This window comes from Litorerythrobacter xanthomarinus, assembly GCF_046254955.1.
Lineage (GTDB): Bacteria > Pseudomonadota > Alphaproteobacteria > Sphingomonadales > Sphingomonadaceae > Qipengyuania_C.
Map to the genome: position 1 here is coordinate 819,422 of NZ_JBJXRG010000002.1, position 17,491 is coordinate 836,912.

General features: G+C 57.8%; 18 protein-coding genes and 1 pseudogene. 15 read left to right on the forward strand and 4 right to left on the reverse strand.

The genetic code is table 11. The annotated features are described in order from the left end of the window. Window positions 1-63: 63 nt before the first annotated feature. The 5 genes from ACEWMW_RS13385 to ACEWMW_RS13405 all read left to right on the forward strand — a co-directional run bounded on the left by ACEWMW_RS13385 (window position 64) and on the right by ACEWMW_RS13405 (window position 4,324). Window positions 64-801, forward strand: coding sequence for a phasin family protein (locus ACEWMW_RS13385; protein ID WP_409414428.1), 738 nt, complete (start codon window positions 64-66; stop codon window positions 799-801). Window positions 802-996: 195 nt separating this feature from the next. After that, window positions 997-1,377, forward strand: coding sequence for an ATP-dependent Clp protease adapter ClpS (clpS, locus tag ACEWMW_RS13390; RefSeq protein ID WP_409414429.1), 381 nt, complete (start codon window positions 997-999; stop codon window positions 1,375-1,377). Window positions 1,378-1,475: 98 nt separating this feature from the next. Then, window positions 1,476-2,702, forward strand: a complete 1,227-nt coding sequence (locus ACEWMW_RS13395; protein ID WP_409414430.1) for an LptF/LptG family permease — start codon at window positions 1,476-1,478, stop codon at window positions 2,700-2,702. Window positions 2,703-2,711: 9 nt separating this feature from the next. Next, a complete protein-coding gene (lptG, locus tag ACEWMW_RS13400) occupies window positions 2,712-3,809 on the forward strand; it encodes an LPS export ABC transporter permease LptG (RefSeq protein ID WP_409414431.1) in 1,098 nt (365 codons plus the stop codon). Further along, window positions 3,806-4,324 carry a GNAT family N-acetyltransferase gene (locus ACEWMW_RS13405; RefSeq protein ID WP_409414432.1) on the forward strand — a complete coding sequence of 173 codons (519 nt, stop codon included), beginning with the start codon at window positions 3,806-3,808 and terminating at the stop codon, window positions 4,322-4,324. The genes lptG and ACEWMW_RS13405 overlap by 4 nt, the downstream gene beginning before the upstream one ends. A gap of 8 nt (window positions 4,325-4,332) precedes the next feature. Here ACEWMW_RS13405 and ACEWMW_RS13410 read toward each other — a convergent pair whose 3' ends face one another. Continuing rightward, on the reverse strand, window positions 4,333-5,430 hold the full coding sequence (locus ACEWMW_RS13410; RefSeq protein WP_409414433.1) for a fatty acid desaturase family protein: 1,098 nt from the start codon (window positions 5,428-5,430) through the stop codon (window positions 4,333-4,335). Between the two features lie 142 nt (window positions 5,431-5,572). On the opposite strand from ACEWMW_RS13410, the gene ACEWMW_RS13415 reads away from it, so the two are divergent. The 3 genes from ACEWMW_RS13415 (at window position 5,573) to ACEWMW_RS13425 (ending at window position 8,458) form a co-directional block, all read left to right on the forward strand. Continuing rightward, window positions 5,573-6,730 carry an N-acetyltransferase gene (locus tag ACEWMW_RS13415; RefSeq protein WP_409414434.1) on the forward strand — a complete coding sequence of 386 codons (1,158 nt, stop codon included), beginning with the start codon at window positions 5,573-5,575 and terminating at the stop codon, window positions 6,728-6,730. A gap of 128 nt (window positions 6,731-6,858) precedes the next feature. Continuing rightward, on the forward strand, window positions 6,859-7,296 hold the full coding sequence (locus ACEWMW_RS13420; protein ID WP_409414435.1) for a response regulator: 438 nt from the start codon (window positions 6,859-6,861) through the stop codon (window positions 7,294-7,296). A gap of 367 nt (window positions 7,297-7,663) precedes the next feature. Then, window positions 7,664-8,458, forward strand: a complete 795-nt coding sequence (locus ACEWMW_RS13425) for a response regulator (RefSeq protein WP_409414436.1) — start codon at window positions 7,664-7,666, stop codon at window positions 8,456-8,458. 20 nt (window positions 8,459-8,478) lie between these two features. On the opposite strand, the gene ACEWMW_RS13430 is transcribed toward ACEWMW_RS13425, so the two are convergent. Then, the gene (locus ACEWMW_RS13430; RefSeq protein ID WP_409414437.1) at window positions 8,479-10,152 is read right to left on the reverse strand and encodes a CHASE domain-containing protein; all 1,674 of its coding nucleotides are present in this window, start codon (window positions 10,150-10,152) and stop codon (window positions 8,479-8,481) included. Between the two features lie 231 nt (window positions 10,153-10,383). Between ACEWMW_RS13430 and ACEWMW_RS13435 the strand changes: the two genes are divergently transcribed. From ACEWMW_RS13435 to ACEWMW_RS13445, 3 genes are all read left to right on the forward strand, one after another. Beyond that, window positions 10,384-10,527 carry a NepR family anti-sigma factor gene (locus ACEWMW_RS13435; RefSeq protein ID WP_409414472.1) on the forward strand — a complete coding sequence of 48 codons (144 nt, stop codon included), beginning with the start codon at window positions 10,384-10,386 and terminating at the stop codon, window positions 10,525-10,527. After that, complete coding sequence (locus tag ACEWMW_RS13440) at window positions 10,527-11,141, forward strand: sigma-70 family RNA polymerase sigma factor (protein WP_409414438.1); 615 nt, start codon at window positions 10,527-10,529, stop codon at window positions 11,139-11,141. Before ACEWMW_RS13435 ends, ACEWMW_RS13440 begins: the two co-directional genes overlap by 1 nt. Before the next feature lie 87 nt (window positions 11,142-11,228). Further along, window positions 11,229-12,425: an AI-2E family transporter gene (locus tag ACEWMW_RS13445; protein WP_409414439.1), complete on the forward strand. Its 1,197-nt coding sequence runs from the start codon at window positions 11,229-11,231 to the stop codon at window positions 12,423-12,425. Window positions 12,426-12,451: 26 nt separating this feature from the next. On the opposite strand, the gene ACEWMW_RS13450 is transcribed toward ACEWMW_RS13445, so the two are convergent. Beyond that, the gene (locus ACEWMW_RS13450; RefSeq protein ID WP_409414440.1) at window positions 12,452-13,063 is read right to left on the reverse strand and encodes a superoxide dismutase; all 612 of its coding nucleotides are present in this window, start codon (window positions 13,061-13,063) and stop codon (window positions 12,452-12,454) included. A 192-nt stretch (window positions 13,064-13,255) separates the two neighbouring features. On the opposite strand from ACEWMW_RS13450, the gene glmM reads away from it, so the two are divergent. From glmM to thiD, 3 genes are read left to right on the forward strand one after another with little or no spacing between them, the layout of a single operon-like run. Further along, window positions 13,256-14,593: a phosphoglucosamine mutase gene (gene glmM / locus ACEWMW_RS13455; protein ID WP_409414441.1), complete on the forward strand. Its 1,338-nt coding sequence runs from the start codon at window positions 13,256-13,258 to the stop codon at window positions 14,591-14,593. Next, entirely contained in the window at window positions 14,593-14,817 is a 225-nt protein-coding gene (locus ACEWMW_RS13460; RefSeq protein ID WP_409414442.1) for a DUF1272 domain-containing protein, read from the forward strand. Before glmM ends, ACEWMW_RS13460 begins: the two co-directional genes overlap by 1 nt. Further along, window positions 14,814-15,608, forward strand: coding sequence for a bifunctional hydroxymethylpyrimidine kinase/phosphomethylpyrimidine kinase (gene thiD, locus ACEWMW_RS13465; protein ID WP_409414443.1), 795 nt, complete (start codon window positions 14,814-14,816; stop codon window positions 15,606-15,608). The genes ACEWMW_RS13460 and thiD overlap by 4 nt, the downstream gene beginning before the upstream one ends. A 1-nt stretch (window position 15,609) precedes the next feature. On the opposite strand, the gene ACEWMW_RS13470 is transcribed toward thiD, so the two are convergent. Next, window positions 15,610-16,485, reverse strand: coding sequence for an LOG family protein (locus ACEWMW_RS13470; protein WP_409414444.1), 876 nt, complete (start codon window positions 16,483-16,485; stop codon window positions 15,610-15,612). Between the two features lie 168 nt (window positions 16,486-16,653). Between ACEWMW_RS13470 and ACEWMW_RS13475 the strand changes: the two are divergent. Next, window positions 16,654-17,491, forward strand: a pseudogene (locus tag ACEWMW_RS13475) (hypothetical protein); the annotation flags it as partial.

Consider the following 17,491-nt stretch of genomic DNA (forward strand, 5'->3'; position numbering starts at 1 on the left):
AATACTTGACTTCGCAGCTGCAATACCTATTTTGTGCACTGCAACAAACAAGTGAGGTTACTCATGGCTACCGAAGCCAAAAGCAAAATTGATGCAGCTACCGAAGAGGCGAAAGCCGCGGCTACTGCAGAAGTAACAGCGAAGCCCGTGAAGGCTGCCGCTGCCAAGAAAGCCCCTTCGAAGAAGGCGAAGTTAAAAGCGTCGACCGCCAAGAAGGCCGTCGCGAAGAAGACCGCCAAGCCCAAGAAGGTCACCAAAAAGAAGGTCGCTGCCAAGAAGCCTGCAGCGAAAAAGACCCCGGTAAAGAAGGCAGCCAAGCCGACCAAGGTTTCCTCTATCACTGAATTGAAGGACACAATCATGGCCAAGACCAACACCACGAAGTTCACCAAGACTGTCAAGGAAACTGCTGCCGACGTTCAGTCGCGTGCCAAGGCCGCCTATGACAAGGGTTCGGAAATGTTCAGCGAAGCAGCCGAATTCAACAAGGCGAACATCGAAGCACTCGTTGAATCGGGCAAGGTTCTTGCTGGCGCCGTGCAGGACATGGGCCGTGAAGCCGTTGCTGACACGAAGACCGTATTCGAAACCGTAACCGCAGACGCCAAGAAGATGGCTGCCGTGAAATCGCCGACCGAGCTGTTTCAGCTCCAGGGTGAAATCGCTCGCCGTAACTTCGACGCGATGGTCGCTTACAACTCGAAGAACATCGAAAAGACGATCAAGCTGGCCAACGACGTATTTGCACCGGTTTCAAACCGCGTAAGCGTCGCAGCTGAGCGCATTTCGAAGGCTGCTTAAGCCTCTCGAAGCGAGAATATCACCGGTCTCTCCCTCTCTCCCATAAACCGGTGATAGACACGAACGGGTCGGGCATTTGATGCTCGGCCCGTTTTCGTTTCCGGGCCAGATATCGCGTCCTCAGGCCATTTGCCGAAATTTAACCGCCCACTGGCACCTTGCGATTTTCCCTACGGATACGATATTGCCCTCGTGATGACGCTCGATCTTAGGCTTTGCGATGAAGAACTGGTGCTGCCCGTTTCGGCGGCCGGTCCCGATTCAGACGATCCCGACAAGGATTCGCAGGTTGGCATAGCTACGAAGACACGTACCAAGCCCAAGAAGCCCAGCCAATACAAGGTGTTGCTTCTCAACGACGACTACACCCCGATGGAATTCGTCGTCATGGTCCTCAAGCGCTTCTTCAAGATGGACCTGGAACAGGCAACCCGGGTGATGCTGCACGTACATCAGAAGGGGGTCGGCGTATGCGGCGTATTTCCCTACGAAGTGGCCGAAACAAAGGTCAACCAGGTGATGGATTGCGCCAAGCAGAACCAGCACCCACTGCAATGCACGCTTGAGAAGGCCTGACTTTCCGATCATTCCTGCGGCTGGGGGCATGACCCGGCGCAAAAATCACGCTATTGCCCGCCACAAGCATTAACCAAAATAGCAAACTGGCCGCATATTTGTCCTTCCTTCCCGCCATCGATCGATACATCCTGCGGCTGGTAGTGGTGCCTATGTTGGGCGTATTCGCCCTCGCCGCATCGCTCCTGCTGCTAGACAAGATGCTCCGCCTGTTCGACTTCGTCGCGACCGAGGGCGGACCAGTCGGTGTCGTATTCCGCATGCTGATGACGCTTATTCCCGAATATGCCAGCCTGGCGATCCCGTTGGGCTTGCTGCTCGGAATCCTGCTGGCGTTCCGCAAACTGGCGATTTCGAGCGAGCTCGATACGCTACGCGGCGTGGGCATGAGTTATGGGCGTCTGCTGCGGATCCCTTATGCGATCACGCTGGTGCTGGCGGCGATTAATGTGGCGCTGGTATTCTATATCCAGCCGGTGAGCCGGTACACCTATGAGCAGCTGGAGTATGAGCTGCGCTCCGGCGCGCTTGGCGCTTCGATCAAGGTCGGCGAATTCACTACGCTTAAGGACCGGATGGCGCTGCGCGTCGAAGAGAGCGAGGAAGACGGGCGCCGCCTCAAGGGCATTTTTGCCCGCGTTGCCAATGAAGAAGGCCAGGTTCTCTCGATTTCGGCCCGCGAAGGGGCCTTCCTCGCCACCACCGATAGCCCCGACACGATCATCTTGCGGCTGACCGATGGTACCATTGTGCAGGATACCGGCACCGTCACGCCGCGCGTGCTCAGCTTTACCCGCCACGATTTGCCAATCGATCTGCCCCGGGTGGAGGAATTCCGCGATCGCGGCGATGCCGAACGAGAATATATTCTTCCTGAGCTGCTCAGCATCGGCTGGAGCAAGGCTGAAAGCGAAGCGAAGCGCGATGCCAGCCAGGCGAGCTTCAACTTCCGCCTAGTGGAAGTGGTGATGATGCTGCTGATGCCGCTGCTCGCGGTGGCGCTGGGAATACCGCCCAAACGATCAACCTCGGCACTCGGGGTCTTTGTCTCGATTGTGATGGTCGTCTCCTACCACAAGATAAATCAGTATGCCGAAGACCTCGCGGCACTGGGTCTTTTCGATCCCATCTTGGCGCTGTGGGTGCCGTTCTTCCTGTTCGCGGCGCTGATCATCTGGATGTACTACCGCGTGGCGTTCGTCCCCGGCGGTCAGGCGATCGGCGCCCTGGAAACGGCGTTTGCAAAGATCTCTAAAAAGCTTTCCAAGCTGTTTCGCAGGCGTAAACGCAAGACCGTGACCTTGACCGAGGCTCCGGCGGAGTAAGCGCGCGCCATGCACCTCGATTTTTTTCCATCGCGCACGCTGACGCTTTACCTCGCCAAGTTGTTCGTGGTCCGCATTTTCGCGGTGCTCGTGATGCTCGTCTTGGTCCTCATGATGCTCGATCTGCTTTCGACCAGCGGCGATATCCTCGCAGCCGAAGGCAACGGGCAGTCCGAGCTGTTGACTTACGTTTCGCTGCGGATTCCTCAATTGATCGCGCGGTTCCTGCCCTATTCGGTCTTGCTCGCGACGTTGATCACACTGGTTACACTCAACCAGAATAGCGAAGTCGTCGCGATGAAAGCAGCAGGCCTTTCAGCGCATCAGGTCCTTGCACCGTTGCTGCTCACCGCGCTCGCAATTTCGATTATCAGCTTCGGCTTTAACGAACGCGTCGTTACCCGTGCGACCGCCACTCTCAAGGCTTGGGAAGCGAGCGAGTACGGTGCCGTGCCCGAAGCGGCCGACTTGCGCGCCAATGTCTACCTCACCGATGGCAGAGAGGTGCTGACGGCAGCATCTCTCAATGGGCGCGGCGACCAGATTGAGATGACCGATGTCACTTGGTACAGGCGGGGCGATACCAATCTGATCGTCGAGCAGGCGCGTTCGGCCCGGGCCACTTACGCCGCGCCAGGCTGGAAGCTGGAGAATGCACGGATATTCGATGTCGAAGCAGCAACCGAACGTCAGGCAGAAAGTCTTATCGTCGCCAAGCAGGTTACCCCTGCCCAAATCGAGCTCGAAAGCGTGGATCCCGATGCGGAAGGGTTCTTCGAGCTATCCGATTCCATCGAGGCGTATGAAGCTGCCGGCCGGCGCACGAGCGAGTTGCGCGGCAAGTGGTGGCACAAACTGTCCGGTCCGTTGTCAGCTGTGCTCATGCCTTTGCTTGGCGCTGTAGCGGCGTTTGGGCTTGCCCGCTCGGGCCAGGTGTTCGTTCGTGCGCTAATCGGGATGGCGCTGGGTTTCGCCTATTTCGTGGTCGACAACATGGCGATCGCGATGGGCAATTTCGGCGGCTACCCTCCCCTACTCGCCGCGTGGGCACCTTTCTTCCTGTTCCTACTGATTGGCGAGACGGTTCTGGTCCGAACCGAAGAATGAGCGAGTTCTCAATCCGGTTGGCACAGCCGGGCGACGCAGATGATTTTCACCGAGTCGAGGAAGATGCTGCGATCCTGCTGCGCGAAGAACCCTCTCTTGCGGGGATCCCAGTCCCGCCGTCCGGAAGCGCGGCGCACTATCGCGGGCTTATTCGCAGGGGCCACTGCCTGGCGGCGACTGTTAACGAGACAGTGGTTGGATTCGCCGCATGCGGTACAATCGGCCGCGAGCTCCATCTTCACGAACTAAGCGTCGAGCGTGCGCAACAAGGTAAGCGGATCGGGGCGACTTTGCTCGAAGCTGTCGCCATCGATGCAAGAAATGCCGGTTTGCGAGCGATCACGCTGAATACCTATCGCGACATTCCTTGGAACGGTCCTTTCTATGCACGGCATGGATTCGTCGAAGTCGAGAACTTCGAAGGTCGACCTCATCTGCTGCAGTCACTTGAAACTGCGGCTGAACTCGGGCTGCCCCGCGAACGCCGGTGCGCCATGATACGATTTCTCGGCTAGGTAATGTTCTAGCGTTTTGACCGTGCAATCATCGTGCTGCGCGCGATCCGGGACACCAGGGCCAGCATGCCCGGATGGTTGGCGCTTTGGTAAGTGGAGGCGATCCCGAGTTCCTTCACCAGCCTTCGGTGGGCCTCGGGCAGGTCATGGTAGGGCATTGAAGGCATCAGATGATGCAGCGCGTGATAGCGCAGGCCGACAGGTGCCCAAATCTCCGCGATTGGCCCCGGCGGAGGTACATTCACGGAATCGAGGAACTGCGCGGTCACAGTCATCGGCTCACCCTCATTCTCCCAAAGATGTGCGACGAGAGTTCGCAATTGGTTGAGTACGGCTGTGAGCGAAAGCACTGCCAAAGCCACCAGCAAAGGCTTCCAGCCGATCACAAACACGCTGCCGACTAGCACCCATGACCAGACAAACCCGCCGAGCTCCTGCCAGAAAACCCGCGTCTTGAGATCGCCTTCGGGAGGCTTGCGGCGAAAATCCGGATTGATCGAAAGGGCAGACGCACGCTGCCACGTCAGTCGGCGGATCGGGGGAATGAGCAATCCCAAAGGAACCAGTAGTCCGAAACGGATCATGAAAGCGATCGGAGCCAGCAGCGCAATGAGAACGAACAACGGTAGCGACCAAGGCTTCATCAGCGCCAGGGGGAGGTATTCAGGATCTTCAATCGTGCCATACTGCGTGCGCTTGTGGTGCAGCGTGTGCACGCCTTCGTACATGAAAGACGGGGTTAGCAGCGGAATGCCGATCAGGAGGTTCCATCCGAGCCTAAACCCCGGCAATGCATCCCTGTGGATGTGGGTGAGTTCGTGAATGAACATCAGGGCGCGATAGAACGCCAGGGATGACAGGATCCCCAGGCCGACCGCCAACGCAAAGTTTTCGACCAAGATAGCGCCAACGAGCGCTGCGTATGCGATCGCCGCCATTGCCAGCATGTCGGCCCAGTAGATCGAAGCTTTTGCTTGGCCGAGATCCTTCACCAGATCACGTGCCGCACGCAGCATATCTTTATCGTCATTGGTAACGAACTGCGCGCGTGTGGCTCGCGGCGCGCCAGTCGGCTGGCCAGTTTCGAAGGTCTGTTGCGTGTTCATTTGTTTCGGTCCGGGCGCCGCCTTACAGCACTTTGGGGAGTTGGGACAATCGCGAGATATCGGCCAGAGTAATCGGCTGGCTCGCTTGACAATCGCCGTTTAGCACCGACAGGGGCTAACCGAAGCTGAATAGGATGTCCCAGTGAGCGCGGACCAGATAGTCATCGAACCCGTAAACGACAAGCGAGGCCGGAGCGAATTCGTCGATATTGGCCGCCGCTTCGCTGCCTCTACGCCTCATTCGGTGCCGCAACTGCGCGCCGAACAGCTTGAACTGATCAATCCTGACAAGAACCCGTTCTTCGAGCATGCCGATGTCCAGTTGTTCATCGCGCGGCGCGGCGCCAAAACTGTTGGGCGAATTTCAGCCAGCATTGATCACGTCGCGCTCGAAATGCGACCCGAGCAGGGATTTGGTCCGGGAACCGGGAACTTCGGCTATTTTGACGCCGAAGATCAATCCGTCGCGAACGCTCTTTTGACAGCCGCTGAGCGTTGGCTGGGCGAGAGGGGGATGACCCGTTCGCTTGGCCCGATCTCTATGTCGATCTGGGAGGAACCTGGGCTCTTGGTGAAAGGTCATGACCACTCTCCCATGATCATGATGGGACATCATCCGGCGCACTATCAGGGCTGGATTGAAAGTAACGGTTATGGCCTGGCAAAGAAGCTTCTCACCTACGAATTGAACGTGAGCGAAGGGTTTCCGCCGCTGATCCAGCGGATTGTCAAATCCGGTCAGCGCAATGAGCGAATTACAATCCGCGGTGTCGACAAATCCCGCTACGAAGAGGAAGTGCGATCAGCGCTGCATATCCTCAACGATGCGTGGTCTGGCAACTGGGGCTTTGTTCCGTTTACCGAACGCGAAATCGCCTATGCCGCCAAGAAGCTGAAGCCGATCATCCACCCCGAGCTCGTGATGCTGGCTGAACTTGAGGGACGCCCGGTGGCGTTCATGATCACGTTGCCGGATATCAATGAAGTACTGGCGAAGATTGACGGCAAACTGTTTCCTTTCGGCTGGATCCGCATGCTTCGGTGGCTGCGCAAACCTGTCGGCAATAACATGCGCGTTCCGCTGATGGGCGTGCTGAAAGAATTTCAGAACTCGCGACTTGCCAGCCAATTGGCATTCATGATGATCAGCGCCATTCGGGATAACGCAACCGAGAATTTCGGCACGACACGTGGCGAGATCGGTTGGATCCTGGACGACAACCAGGGAATGGTGGCTATTGCCGATGCGATCGAGAGCAAGATCAACCGGCAGTACAACATTTACGAAAAGGCGCTCTAGCGCAGCCGGACTGTTGCGCTATTGCAGCATGTTCTAACTATGCGCCAGCGCTCGATTTTCCGGGGAACCCAATCACGATCGTAGCCGTTTGGATTCCGGGCGGATTCCTCGCCCAGGAGTCGTACAGCGTGGCAAGAACCAGGAAATCCGCCAAGAAGAGCGCAACCGCGGAGCGGGTTCTGGTGGTTGAAGATGATGCCATCCTTTCTCTTGCTTATGAAGAAGAGCTACGCGAACTCGGGATCAAGGACATTGTTGTCTGCGCCACGGCAGAAAAGGCACTGGAAGCTCTGAGAGAAGGTCGGCCGGACGTCATGATACTCGATGTGCACTTGGCTGATCGCGACGACGGCTGGTCACTAGCTGACTTGGTCGACAACATCGGCCCCAACACACCGCACATCATTTTTTCGACTGGCGCCCCCCAAGATATTCCGGACCGTATCAAGAAACTCGGCGATGTGTTGGTCAAGCCAGTCGACATGCAGGAGTTAAGGAAACTGGTGGCGGATACCGGGACTGCAAAAAAGGGGCTGATGGGCCGCCTTCGCAAATCGCTCGCCTGAGCCGCCAATTCCATAACGAATGTTTCTGCTGTCCGGCCGGTCGCTAGGACTGCAGGACCCCAGCTAATCGCGCGTCACAGCTTAAGCAGCAATCTGTACACCCACGAAAAAAAGGCCTCCGCCTGGGAAGGGCAGAGGCCTTTCGGGATCGTATCACCAACCGCTTGGACGGGAGGGGGGTCTCGGCGGTGATATAATGGAAAATGTCCAACAAAGCATACGGTTCCCCGGAATCGAAAATTTTTTGCACCTTTTTTCGGGAAGCTCCTAGAAGGGCTGATCAGCATTATTTTTGAGCGGCTTGGACCTGGTGGAACCATCCGCATCGATGCTCGTTCAATGCGAGAAATCAATGGGAAGGGTTTTTATGTCCATCGGAGAAGCCGTCGCCAACAATCTGCCGTATTTGCGGCGCTATGCCCGTGCGCTTACGGGATCGCAGGCATCAGGCGATGCCTTTGTTCGCGCCACACTGGAAGCGGCCCTCGCCGATGAGGGAATGAAGGAGACGCTCGGCCAGGGCCGTGTGGCTCTCTACTCCGCATTCAACCGGGTATGGTCCAGTGCCAATGTCGAAGCGACGCCGGACGCGGGCGATACCGGCCTGCATGAAGCTGCTGCCCAGGAACGTCTCAAACAGATCACGCCACAAAACCGCCAGGCGCTGCTGCTGACAACACTCGAGGATTTCTCGATGGCAGAAGCGGCAGAGATCATGGATCTGGATACCGAGGAAGTTGAAGCTCTCGTCAAGGCAGCTGTCGCTGAGATCGATGGAGAGTCGGCTACCAGCGTATTGATCATCGAAGACGAGCCGCTCATCTCCATGCAATTGGAAGACCTAGTCCGTTCGATTGGTCATGATATCTGCGGCACGGCGGCAACGCGTACCCAGGCGCAGGAAGTCGTCGCTGAAAAGACACCCGGTTTGGTTTTGGCGGATATACAACTGGCTGACGGTTCATCGGGCCTCGACGCGGTGGATGATATCCTGTCCTCGACCAGTGTTCCGGTTATCTTCATCACCGCCTATCCGGAGCGTCTGTTGACCGGAGATCGGCCGGAGCCAACTTATCTGGTCACCAAGCCATTCCAAGAATCGACCGTGCGCGCCGCAATCAGCCAGGCACTGTTCTTCGGATCGAGCAAACCGCTAGACTGAAAATTATCGCCGACCGGCAATTAGCCTTTCAGGGCGTCTTGCCGCGCGCGGATTTCAAATTGCCCCAGCTTGCGAACCGGTACCAGCAGTTTGCAGCGGACACCCGTTGGAGCGAAGTCAAGTTCCACGGGATGCTTCAGTTCATGAGCGACGATCTTTTCGATAAGGTCGGTGCCAAAGCCCCGAGTTCTCTCGTTTGAAACCACGGGCCCGCCTGATTCTTCCCAGGATAGTTCGACCAAGTCCTGCCGCGCCAGCCGCCAAGTAAGATTGACGCGCCCTTCCGGCTGGCTCAGCGCGCCATATTTGACGGCATTTGTCGCCAGCTCATGCAACGCTAGGCCGAGAGACAAAGCATCATTGGGTGCGATCTCTACTTCGGGCCCTTCTACAACGACAAAACCCTGAGAATCTGGTTCGTATGGCTTGAGCTCTGCCTCGACGATCTCCCGAATTGGCGTTGTGCCCCATTCTGACTGGGTCAAAAGGTCGTGCGTTGCCGAAAGCGCCCTGATCCGGCCCTCGAGCCGTTCGGCAAATTCATCAAGTGTGGTGGATCGTCGGCGCGTCATCGCTGCAATCGACAATACGTTTGCGAGCGTATTCTTGACCCGGTGGTTGAGTTCGCGGGTCAGTGTGTTGCGGATCGAATGTTGGTGTTCAAGCCAGTCGACCGTCGCCTGATCTTCGACGGCATTCTGCGTCATTAGCCTGGCGACGAGCATTAGAAGGCTGGCCACGGCTACCCCAAACAAAAGGGTAAGCATGGAAACGAAGCTCAAGCGGGGTTTACGCGATGATTCAACGACCAGGAAAAATGTTCGATCTGCGATGATAACTTGCTCGACCAACTGCTTGCCTGTGCTGAATTCGGGCGTGAGGCTGGCCATCAGCGTTTCTTGTCTAAGCTCGCTTTCATAGAGCGAGAGCCCCATATCGCCGGGATTCTCCATATCGAGGGCAGCGTCGAAGAACTGTTGCGCATTGATCGGAACGTAAATGAACCCCCTTAGCTGGCGGTTCATGCCCTTCCCGTCGAAGACCGGCATGTAGATCAGGAATCCCGGCGCTTCATTGCCGCCTTCTTGTTTGAGTACAATCTGACCGCTGGCCTTGGGCATACCGGTATTAGCAGCTTGATCCATCGCCGCGCGCCTAACCGGTTCCGAATACATGTCGAACCCAAAGGCGCGCCGATTGCGATCGGTCGCAGGAAGAAGAAAGGTGACAGGTACGACTCGCTCTGTTCCGCGGGCCGGCTTGGGAGAGACCCCGTCGGCTCCGAACCCGTAGGCCCGCATCCGCGCTTCATACTCCGCAACCTCGTTGGGGCGCAGCGCTTTTGCCCAACCTATGCCATCGGTACCTTGTATAATTGTGTCGAGGCGCATGGCGGAGACAATGCGCAGGAAATCAACGGGAGTAACTTCATCGCTTGTTTCAAGCAGCGCCGCACCGGCTCGCAAGTAGGAAGAGGTTGAGTCTGACCGGCGCTCGAGCGCCGATGCCACCGCCTGGCTAACCTCGCTCATGCTCGCTTTTTCCGCTTCGATCTCGGTGAGCTCAATCGCGACAACGGCCACCGCGACAATGGCTGCCACAGCCAGAAAGATTGCTGCAGGGATGACGCGGGGATATTTGATCAGCCAGCGCCGTCCGCGCCGCTGCGAAAACCCCTCTTCTCTTTCACCCATTTCCACCATCCCTTGGTGCCTACCCCTTCGCAATCCGGAAGACGAGGCGCAATCTGGATTTAGCCTTGTTCAATCTTTGTCGAATAGGGAACCATTGGATGGTGCTCTCGTTCCAGACACACCAGCATTACGAAGCATCGCCCAACGGTTTGTTTTAAAGCAAGGGCGTGACTGAGGAATTTTGAGAATATCATGAGTGGAAACAATAAGCTTGGATCCGAAAAGGCCGTCATGCGGAACGGATCCGGCACTCGCGACAAATCAAATGAGCCTGGGTGGGCCGACGGCCTGCGACAGATTTATGATTCTGTTGTAAATGAGCCACTACCTGATAACTTCAAGGACCTCCTTTCGAAGCTGGATGACAAGAACTAATGGTCAAGTCCGAGCGGACGGCCGCCGACAAAGCCGATTTCAAGCGAGAATTGACCGAAGTCGTGCCGCATTTGCGCGCCTTCGCCCGCGGCCTGTGTGGACGTCCGGACATGGCTGACGACCTTGTTCAAGAGGCGATGCTGAAAGCATGGGCTGCACAAGAACGTTTCGAGCCGGGCACGTCAATGCGTGCATGGACATTCGTTATCTTGCGGAATGCCTATCTGACAGACATGCGGCGCAACCGCTTCCGCGGCGAATATGACGAGGGCGTAGCCGAACGCATACTGACCGCGCCTGCGGGGCAGGAAGAGCCCATCCACCTATCGGACATGCACCGCGCGCTGCTTACCTTGCCGCCCGAACGGCGCGAAGCTCTGCTGTTGGTTGGTGCAGGCGGTTTCTCATATGAAGAGGCTGCCGATATCTGCGGCTGTGCGGTCGGAACGATCAAGAGCCGGGTAGGCCGCGCGCGGGCGACACTTTCAGAGATGCTGGAAAGCGGCGATATCCCAAAGCGCTCTATGGATGACGAAACCGCACACCGCGCGATCCTCGAAGAGCTGGACGATGTGGCTGCAGGCAATGGCAAGGCCGAACCTACAAGATCGTAACCTAAAAGCCCTGATCTAAAGCAAAATTCGGGAAACGCATGTTCCCATCTTGCGATGTGCCAGAGCGCGCTGCAAAGTGAGATCAGGATGAGCGAAACGAACCCTTCAAAGACTGCCGCAGGTACGGCCGGACGCATCGAGGGCGAGCAGCAAGCCGTTCGTCGCCGCGCTTTCGCCGAGCAGGAGCTGCGCCTGATTTCGGCACTCGTGCTGATCTTGGGTCTCGGCCTGTTCCTCGCCCTTCCCTTCGCTCTTTCAATAGGGTCGGTGGTTTTCCTGCCGATTGTAACGGCGTTGATCCTCACGATCATCCTTTCGCCGCTTGCCGACAAGCTCGCCAGTTGGGGGCTACCGAATGTGCTCGCTTCGCTTTCGGCGCTACTGTTTTTCCTCGCGATCCTGCTTCTGGCGCTCGCGCTCATTCTCCAGCCCGCCATGACGCTGATTGATGAAGTCCCGGCGATGGTCGATCAATTCTCGGCCCACTTCTTCAAGTTGCGGGACAGCTTCGTCTGGGTGGCCGAGATCAACGAGAAGCTGACCCAGCTGATGGGTAGCTCGGATTCACGCGAAGTTGTATTGGCAAGTCCCAACTTCCTGCAAGAGCTGGCGATCGCAACACCAAGCGTCTTGCTCGAAGTCTTGCTCACCTTCCTGATGGCTTTTTTCATGATCGAGGGCCGCGTTCGCATGCGCAGGCACCTCCTGCTTGATCGCGCATCCTATGGCACCTCGATCAAGGCGGCCAATGTCATTCGCGAAGTGCAGGACCGGGTCGCTTCTTACATCCTGACAGTTGCCTGGATCAACGCGGGCGTCGGCGTTGTCGTCGCGCTCGGCGCATGGGCACTGGGCGTCAATGCACCGGTGATGTGGGGTGGCCTTGCCGCGATACTCAACTTCATTCCCTACATCGGGCCATTCGTGATGATAGCGTTGCTGACCTTGTTCGGCGTCGGAACAGCCGAGACTGCGCTCTTGGGCTTCATTCCGGCACTCGCCTATCTTGGTTTGCATACGGTTGAATCGAATGTCGTTACGCCATCGATATTGGGCGCGCGATTTACCATGAGCCCGGTGATGATCCTCATCGCCTTCAGCTATTTCACCTGGATCTGGGGCGCATTTGGGGCACTGCTGTCAGTCCCGATCTTGCTGACTTTGACGGCATTTTTTGACCATGTGGGTAAGCCGAACATGGTGGGATTTATTTTCGGGGAGCCTTTGTTTGGGAACGAGCCTCTCGGCACCGCGATCACGAGAACCAATCGCGGCACCGAGTAAACTTGCTCCGATAATCGCAGCCTGTCTTAGCGAGGATATTTCCACACGGTGCCGCGGGCGAGATTGTCCGAGGCAAACTGCCAATTGAGGTGATTCTCGGTGACCTGCTTGAGGTAGTTGGGACGTCTATTCTGGTGATCCAGATAATAGGCATGCTCCCACACGTCTAGCACGAGCAACGGATTGAAGTCGCTGTCGGCCAAGGTGTCGGCATCGTGAGTCTCCTCGATCGAGAGTTTGCCGCTTTTCTCCGCGAGCCAAACCCAGCCGCTGGCAAAGTGACCGCCGCCTGCATCGGCAAGCTTGGAAGCTAGCTCGTCGGCTGAACCGAAGTCAGCCTCTATCATGGTCTTGAGTTCATCGGACGGGTGTCCGCCGTCAGGTGCCATGGAATGCCAATAGAAAGCATGGTTCCAGCTCTGCGCAGCATTATTGAACAGCCCCTGATCACTGCCACGCGCTGCTGCAATGATCGACTCTAGGTCAGATTCTGCCTTGTCCGTACCTTCGATCGCCTTGTTGGTCTTGTCGACATAGGCGCGGTGATGCTTGTCGTAGTGATAGGAAAAGGTCTCGGCCGAAATCGCCGGGTCCAGCGCGTCATTTGGGTATGGTAGATCGATAAGCTCGAAACTCATGAGTGGTCCTTTGTCGTTCGCGTTCGGGGAAAAATCTTTCGTTAAATCAATGCATGAAATTCGAATTCGTTGCATGGCATGGGGAGATTTTCTGTTGCAGCACCCCCTGCCCCTTTCCTTTGCAGGTCAATCCAGCCAGAAGCGTGCTGGAGGGCGTCATCGCTCGAATGAGACACGAGGAATTCTGAATACATGGGACGCAAGTTCTTCGGTACCGACGGGATCAGGGGACGGACGAACAGGGAAGTCATGACGGCTGCCCTGGCGATGCGCGTCGGACAGGCCGCAGGAGCGTTTTTCCGGCGTGGTGATCATCGCCACCGGGTGGTGATCGGCAAGGATACGCGGTTGTCCGGCTACATGATCGAAAGTGCGCTGGTCGCCGGGTTCACAAGCGTCGGCATGGACGTCGTCATGACTGGCCCATTGCCGACCCCTGCCATCGCGCTGCTGACCCGCGAGATGCGTGCCGACCTCGGCGTGATGATCTCGGCGAGCCATAATCCGTATGAGGATAATGGGATCAAGCTGTTCGGCCCCGATGGTTTCAAGCTCTCCGACGAGGCGGAGCTCGCGATCGAAGCACTGATGGACGAACCGCCAATGCTCGCTGATGCGGCTCGGATCGGGCGGGCACGACGGATCGACGATGCCAGCGGCCGCTACATCCATGCCCTCAAGCAATCGGTCGGCAGCGATATCCGGTTAGATAATCTGAAGGTCGTCGTCGATTGCGCCAATGGCGCCGCATACAAGGTCTCGCCTACTGCCATCTGGGAACTGGGCGCCGAAGTAATCCCGCTGGGAGTGTCACCGAATGGGACCAACATAAACGACGGCGTCGGCTCTACCTCGCTTGCTGCAATCCAGGAACGCGTAGTTTCCGAAGGTGCGGATATCGGTATCGCCTTAGACGGCGACGCCGATCGCCTCATCGTGGTCGACGAGAAAGGTCGGACGGTAGACGGTGACCAGATCATGGCGCTGATTGCCTCGCGTATGGCGGAAAAAGGCAGTCTCTCGGGCGGCGGGGTGGTTGCAACCGTGATGAGCAATCTCGGCCTGGAGCGATATCTGGAAGCAATCGGGCTCTCGCTCGAGCGGACCAAGGTGGGCGATCGTTACGTGCTCGAACGCATGAAGGAAGGCGGCTTCAATGTTGGCGGTGAACAATCGGGTCATATGATCCTGCTCGATCATGGAACAACTGGTGATGGAACCATCGCCGCATTGCGAGTGCTGTCCAGCCTCGTCAGGGCCGATAAGCCAGCCAGCGAATTGCTTCACGTGTTCGACCCAGTACCTCAATTGCTCAAGAACGTGAGGTATTCGGGGGGTACGCCGCTCGATGCGGAGAACGTGAAAGCTGCAATCGCGGCGGCGGAACAGGAGCTCACTGGGAATGGACGACTTGTGATCCGCCCTTCGGGCACTGAACCTGTCATCCGCGTCATGGCTGAAGGCGATGATGCGGGACAGGTCGAACGGCTCGTCGACGGAATTTGCGACGCGGTCAGGAAAGCCGCCTGATGCTCGAGATGCGGCCCGACTGCGAACGCTGCGGTGCTGACTTGCCCGCCGAGCGCGCGGGCGCCTTCATCTGCAGTTTTGAATGCACCTTCTGTGCACCCTGCGCCGAAGAACTTGACGACACCTGCCCCAATTGCGGCGGCGAACTGATGGACCGGCCAACGCGCGCAAAACAACTGCACGAAAAATATCCGCCGTCGAACGAGCGAAAGTTCCAGGAGTGAGACCACCTTCCCGGATACTGGCAATTGCCGGATCGGATTCGTCCGGCGGTGCGGGCATCCAGGCGGACATCAAGACCATCACCATGCTGGGCGGCTATGCCATGACCGCAATCACCAGCGTAACCGCGCAGAACACAACCGGCGTCCAGCACGTCGAAGCGCTCGACGCCGAGCTTGTCGACACGCAGATCGACAGCTGCCTTAGCGACATTGGAGCTGACGCCATCAAGATCGGAATGCTCGGATCTCCCGCGATTGCAGAGATGGTGGTCGCCAATCTCGAGAGCATCGCCGGGGCGATTGTTTTCGATCCGGTGATGGTTGCCACAAGCGGATCGGCCCTGGCCGATGAGGCCACCATCGCAGCTTTCGCAAAATTGATGGACCGGGCAACTTTGGTTACTCCAAACCTGCCAGAACTCGCCGCCCTGACCGGAATGTCGCTGCAAACAGGCGAGCAAATCTATGAAGCAGCCGCGAGCCTGGCGGCTCGCCACGATACTGCCGTCCTGGCAAAGGGCGGCCATGGGGAAAAAGGCCGCATTATTGACCGGCTGGTATGGCCAGACGGTTCGGTCACCAGTTTCGAGCATGCACGGATCGAGACGCGCCATACCCATGGCACGGGCTGTACGCTTTCATCGGCCATTGCGACGCTGCTGGGGCATGGACAGCCGCTGGAACACGCGGTGCGGCTGGCACGCGAATTTGTGCTCGAGGCGATCCGGCAAGCCCCGGGTTTTGGCGGCGGTTCGGGCCCGCTTGGCCACTATGCAGTGACGCGCCGCTAAACTAGCAATCGAGCTCGTAGAACTCGGAAATGCAGCACCAGGCTTCTTCAGCCGTTTCACACCATGTGAACAGGTCGAGATCGGACTTGCTGATCGTACCTTCGGCGGCGATCGCTTCGAAGTCGACCACGCGGGTCCAGAAGTCCTTGCCGAACAGAATGATCGGAATCGGTTTCATTTTTCCGGTCTGGATCAGCGTGAGCAGCTCGAAGAACTCGTCGAATGTGCCGAAGCCGCCTGGGAAGACTGCAACCGCCCTTGCCCGCAGCAGGAAGTGCATTTTCCTCAGCGCGAAGTAGTGGAACTGGAATGACAGATATGGCGTCACATAGGCATTTGGTGCCTGCTCGTGCGGAAGGACGATATTGAGACCGATCGATTCCGCACCGGCTTCTGAAGCGCCGCGATTGGCCGCTTCCATGATCGAAGGTCCGCCACCCGAAGTTATGACAAACTGGCGCTTGCCCTCTTCGATGATCGATTTCTCGCTCACCATCTTGGCCAGCTTATAGGCTTCGTCGTAGTATTTCGCTTTATTCGCAAGGCTTTGCGCGATTTCCTTGGCGTCGCCTTCGGCCTCGGCAACAAGCTGCTCGGCCTGTTCGGGCGATGGAATACGCGCCGATCCGTAAATCACCAGCGTGGAGCCTACGCCGGCTTCATCAAGGAGCATTTCAGGCTTCAGCAACTCGAGCTGGAAGCGCACCGGGCGCAGTTCTTCTCGGAGGAGGAATTGCTGGTCCTGAAAGGCCAGGCGATAGGCGGGATGCTCGGTTTGCGGCGTGCTTTCAGGCACACCTTTGGAAAACTCTGCCTCCTGCTCCGCGCGATAGAATTTCCGATTTGTCAAAGTGTGATCGTTGTCGTCATTTTTCATGCCTTCGCCCTAAGCGGCGGTGCAGCGTGGGGCAAGCGGATCGTGGGCGCGCCTCCGCAAATCCTCCGAACCGGATGCTCCACAGGGACCGTTCTAGGGGAAACCCCGCTAGGCATTATCGCCTATCGGCGCCCGAAGACGCGCCTTTGCTGAAGCGAGGATCGACACATGGTTCGCCACAATTGCCCGCCGCTAATCGGACGAAGTCAGGCTGTCTTTTCGATTGCAGTTGTTGCTCTTTTCGGTGGCTCTCCGGCAGCCGCAGAAGAGTGCGTCTTCGATCCAAACGATACGATGGGTGCAAGTTCGGTGAGCGGATCCGGTGCGACTGCCTGCGGCGACAAGGCGCGGGCAGAGGGCGCCGGATCGAGTGCGATTGGCTCCGATGCCTCGGCGCTCGATAGCCATGCAACTGCTATCGGGATGGGCGCTGTGGCGACACGGCTGGACAGCGAAGAGCCGCTGGATGTCGCAGACATCTCGCCCACATTCGCCGCTCTTGCCGTTGGCGCGCAGGCTGCAGCAGCCGGCTTTGACAGTATCTCCATCGGACGCGGCGCAATTGCCGGAACTGTGACGGATCATGACGCGCACGATGCGACATACAGCTTGGGATTGGCGGATTTCGCGATTGCGATCGGGGGAATGGCCCATGCGTCAGAGGAGTTCGCACTTGCGCTGGGTCAGGGATCGGCTGCTGACGGAATGCGCTCTATGGCACTTGGCGCTGCCAGTCGCGCATCCGGTGTGGGATCCATCGCCATCGGAGGTGATGGCGGCGATGGGGACGGCGCCTCGTCACAGGCGGCAAACGCAATCGCCCTCGGCGTGGATGCAGCCGTGAACACCGGCGCGACCGACGCGATTGCCTTTGGCCGCAGCTCGGCGATTGCAAGCAATGCGGTGGGCGCAATGGCCCTCGGTGCGGCGACCAGCGCTTCTGGTACTTTCAATACGGCAGTGGGTTATCAGGCTTCTGCGACCGGTTCGACGCAGGCGAGTGCGT

Bases quoted from the DNA above. Each gene is read 5' to 3' on its own strand.
- clpS (WP_409414429.1), top strand. From the start codon at position 997: ATGACGCTCGATCTTAGGCTTTGCGATGAAGAACTGGTGCTGCCCGTT.
- ACEWMW_RS13405 (WP_409414432.1), top strand. From the start codon at position 3,806: ATGAGCGAGTTCTCAATCCGGTTGGCACAGCCGGGCGACGCAGATGAT.
- ACEWMW_RS13445 (WP_409414439.1), top strand. From the start codon at position 11,229: ATGAGCGAAACGAACCCTTCAAAGACTGCCGCAGGTACGGCCGGACGC.
- ACEWMW_RS13410 (WP_409414433.1), bottom strand. From the start codon at position 5,430: ATGAACACGCAACAGACCTTCGAAACTGGCCAGCCGACTGGCGCGCCG.
- glmM (WP_409414441.1), top strand. From the start codon at position 13,256: ATGGGACGCAAGTTCTTCGGTACCGACGGGATCAGGGGACGGACGAAC.
- ACEWMW_RS13450 (WP_409414440.1), bottom strand. From the start codon at position 13,063: ATGAGTTTCGAGCTTATCGATCTACCATACCCAAATGACGCGCTGGAC.
- ACEWMW_RS13385 (WP_409414428.1), top strand. From the start codon at position 64: ATGGCTACCGAAGCCAAAAGCAAAATTGATGCAGCTACCGAAGAGGCG.
- ACEWMW_RS13435 (WP_409414472.1), top strand. From the start codon at position 10,384: ATGCGGAACGGATCCGGCACTCGCGACAAATCAAATGAGCCTGGGTGG.
- lptG (WP_409414431.1), top strand. From the start codon at position 2,712: ATGCACCTCGATTTTTTTCCATCGCGCACGCTGACGCTTTACCTCGCC.
- ACEWMW_RS13470 (WP_409414444.1), bottom strand. From the start codon at position 16,485: ATGAAAAATGACGACAACGATCACACTTTGACAAATCGGAAATTCTAT.
- ACEWMW_RS13430 (WP_409414437.1), bottom strand. From the start codon at position 10,152: ATGGGTGAAAGAGAAGAGGGGTTTTCGCAGCGGCGCGGACGGCGCTGG.
- ACEWMW_RS13425 (WP_409414436.1), top strand. From the start codon at position 7,664: ATGTCCATCGGAGAAGCCGTCGCCAACAATCTGCCGTATTTGCGGCGC.
- ACEWMW_RS13440 (WP_409414438.1), top strand. From the start codon at position 10,527: ATGGTCAAGTCCGAGCGGACGGCCGCCGACAAAGCCGATTTCAAGCGA.
- ACEWMW_RS13460 (WP_409414442.1), top strand. From the start codon at position 14,593: ATGCTCGAGATGCGGCCCGACTGCGAACGCTGCGGTGCTGACTTGCCC.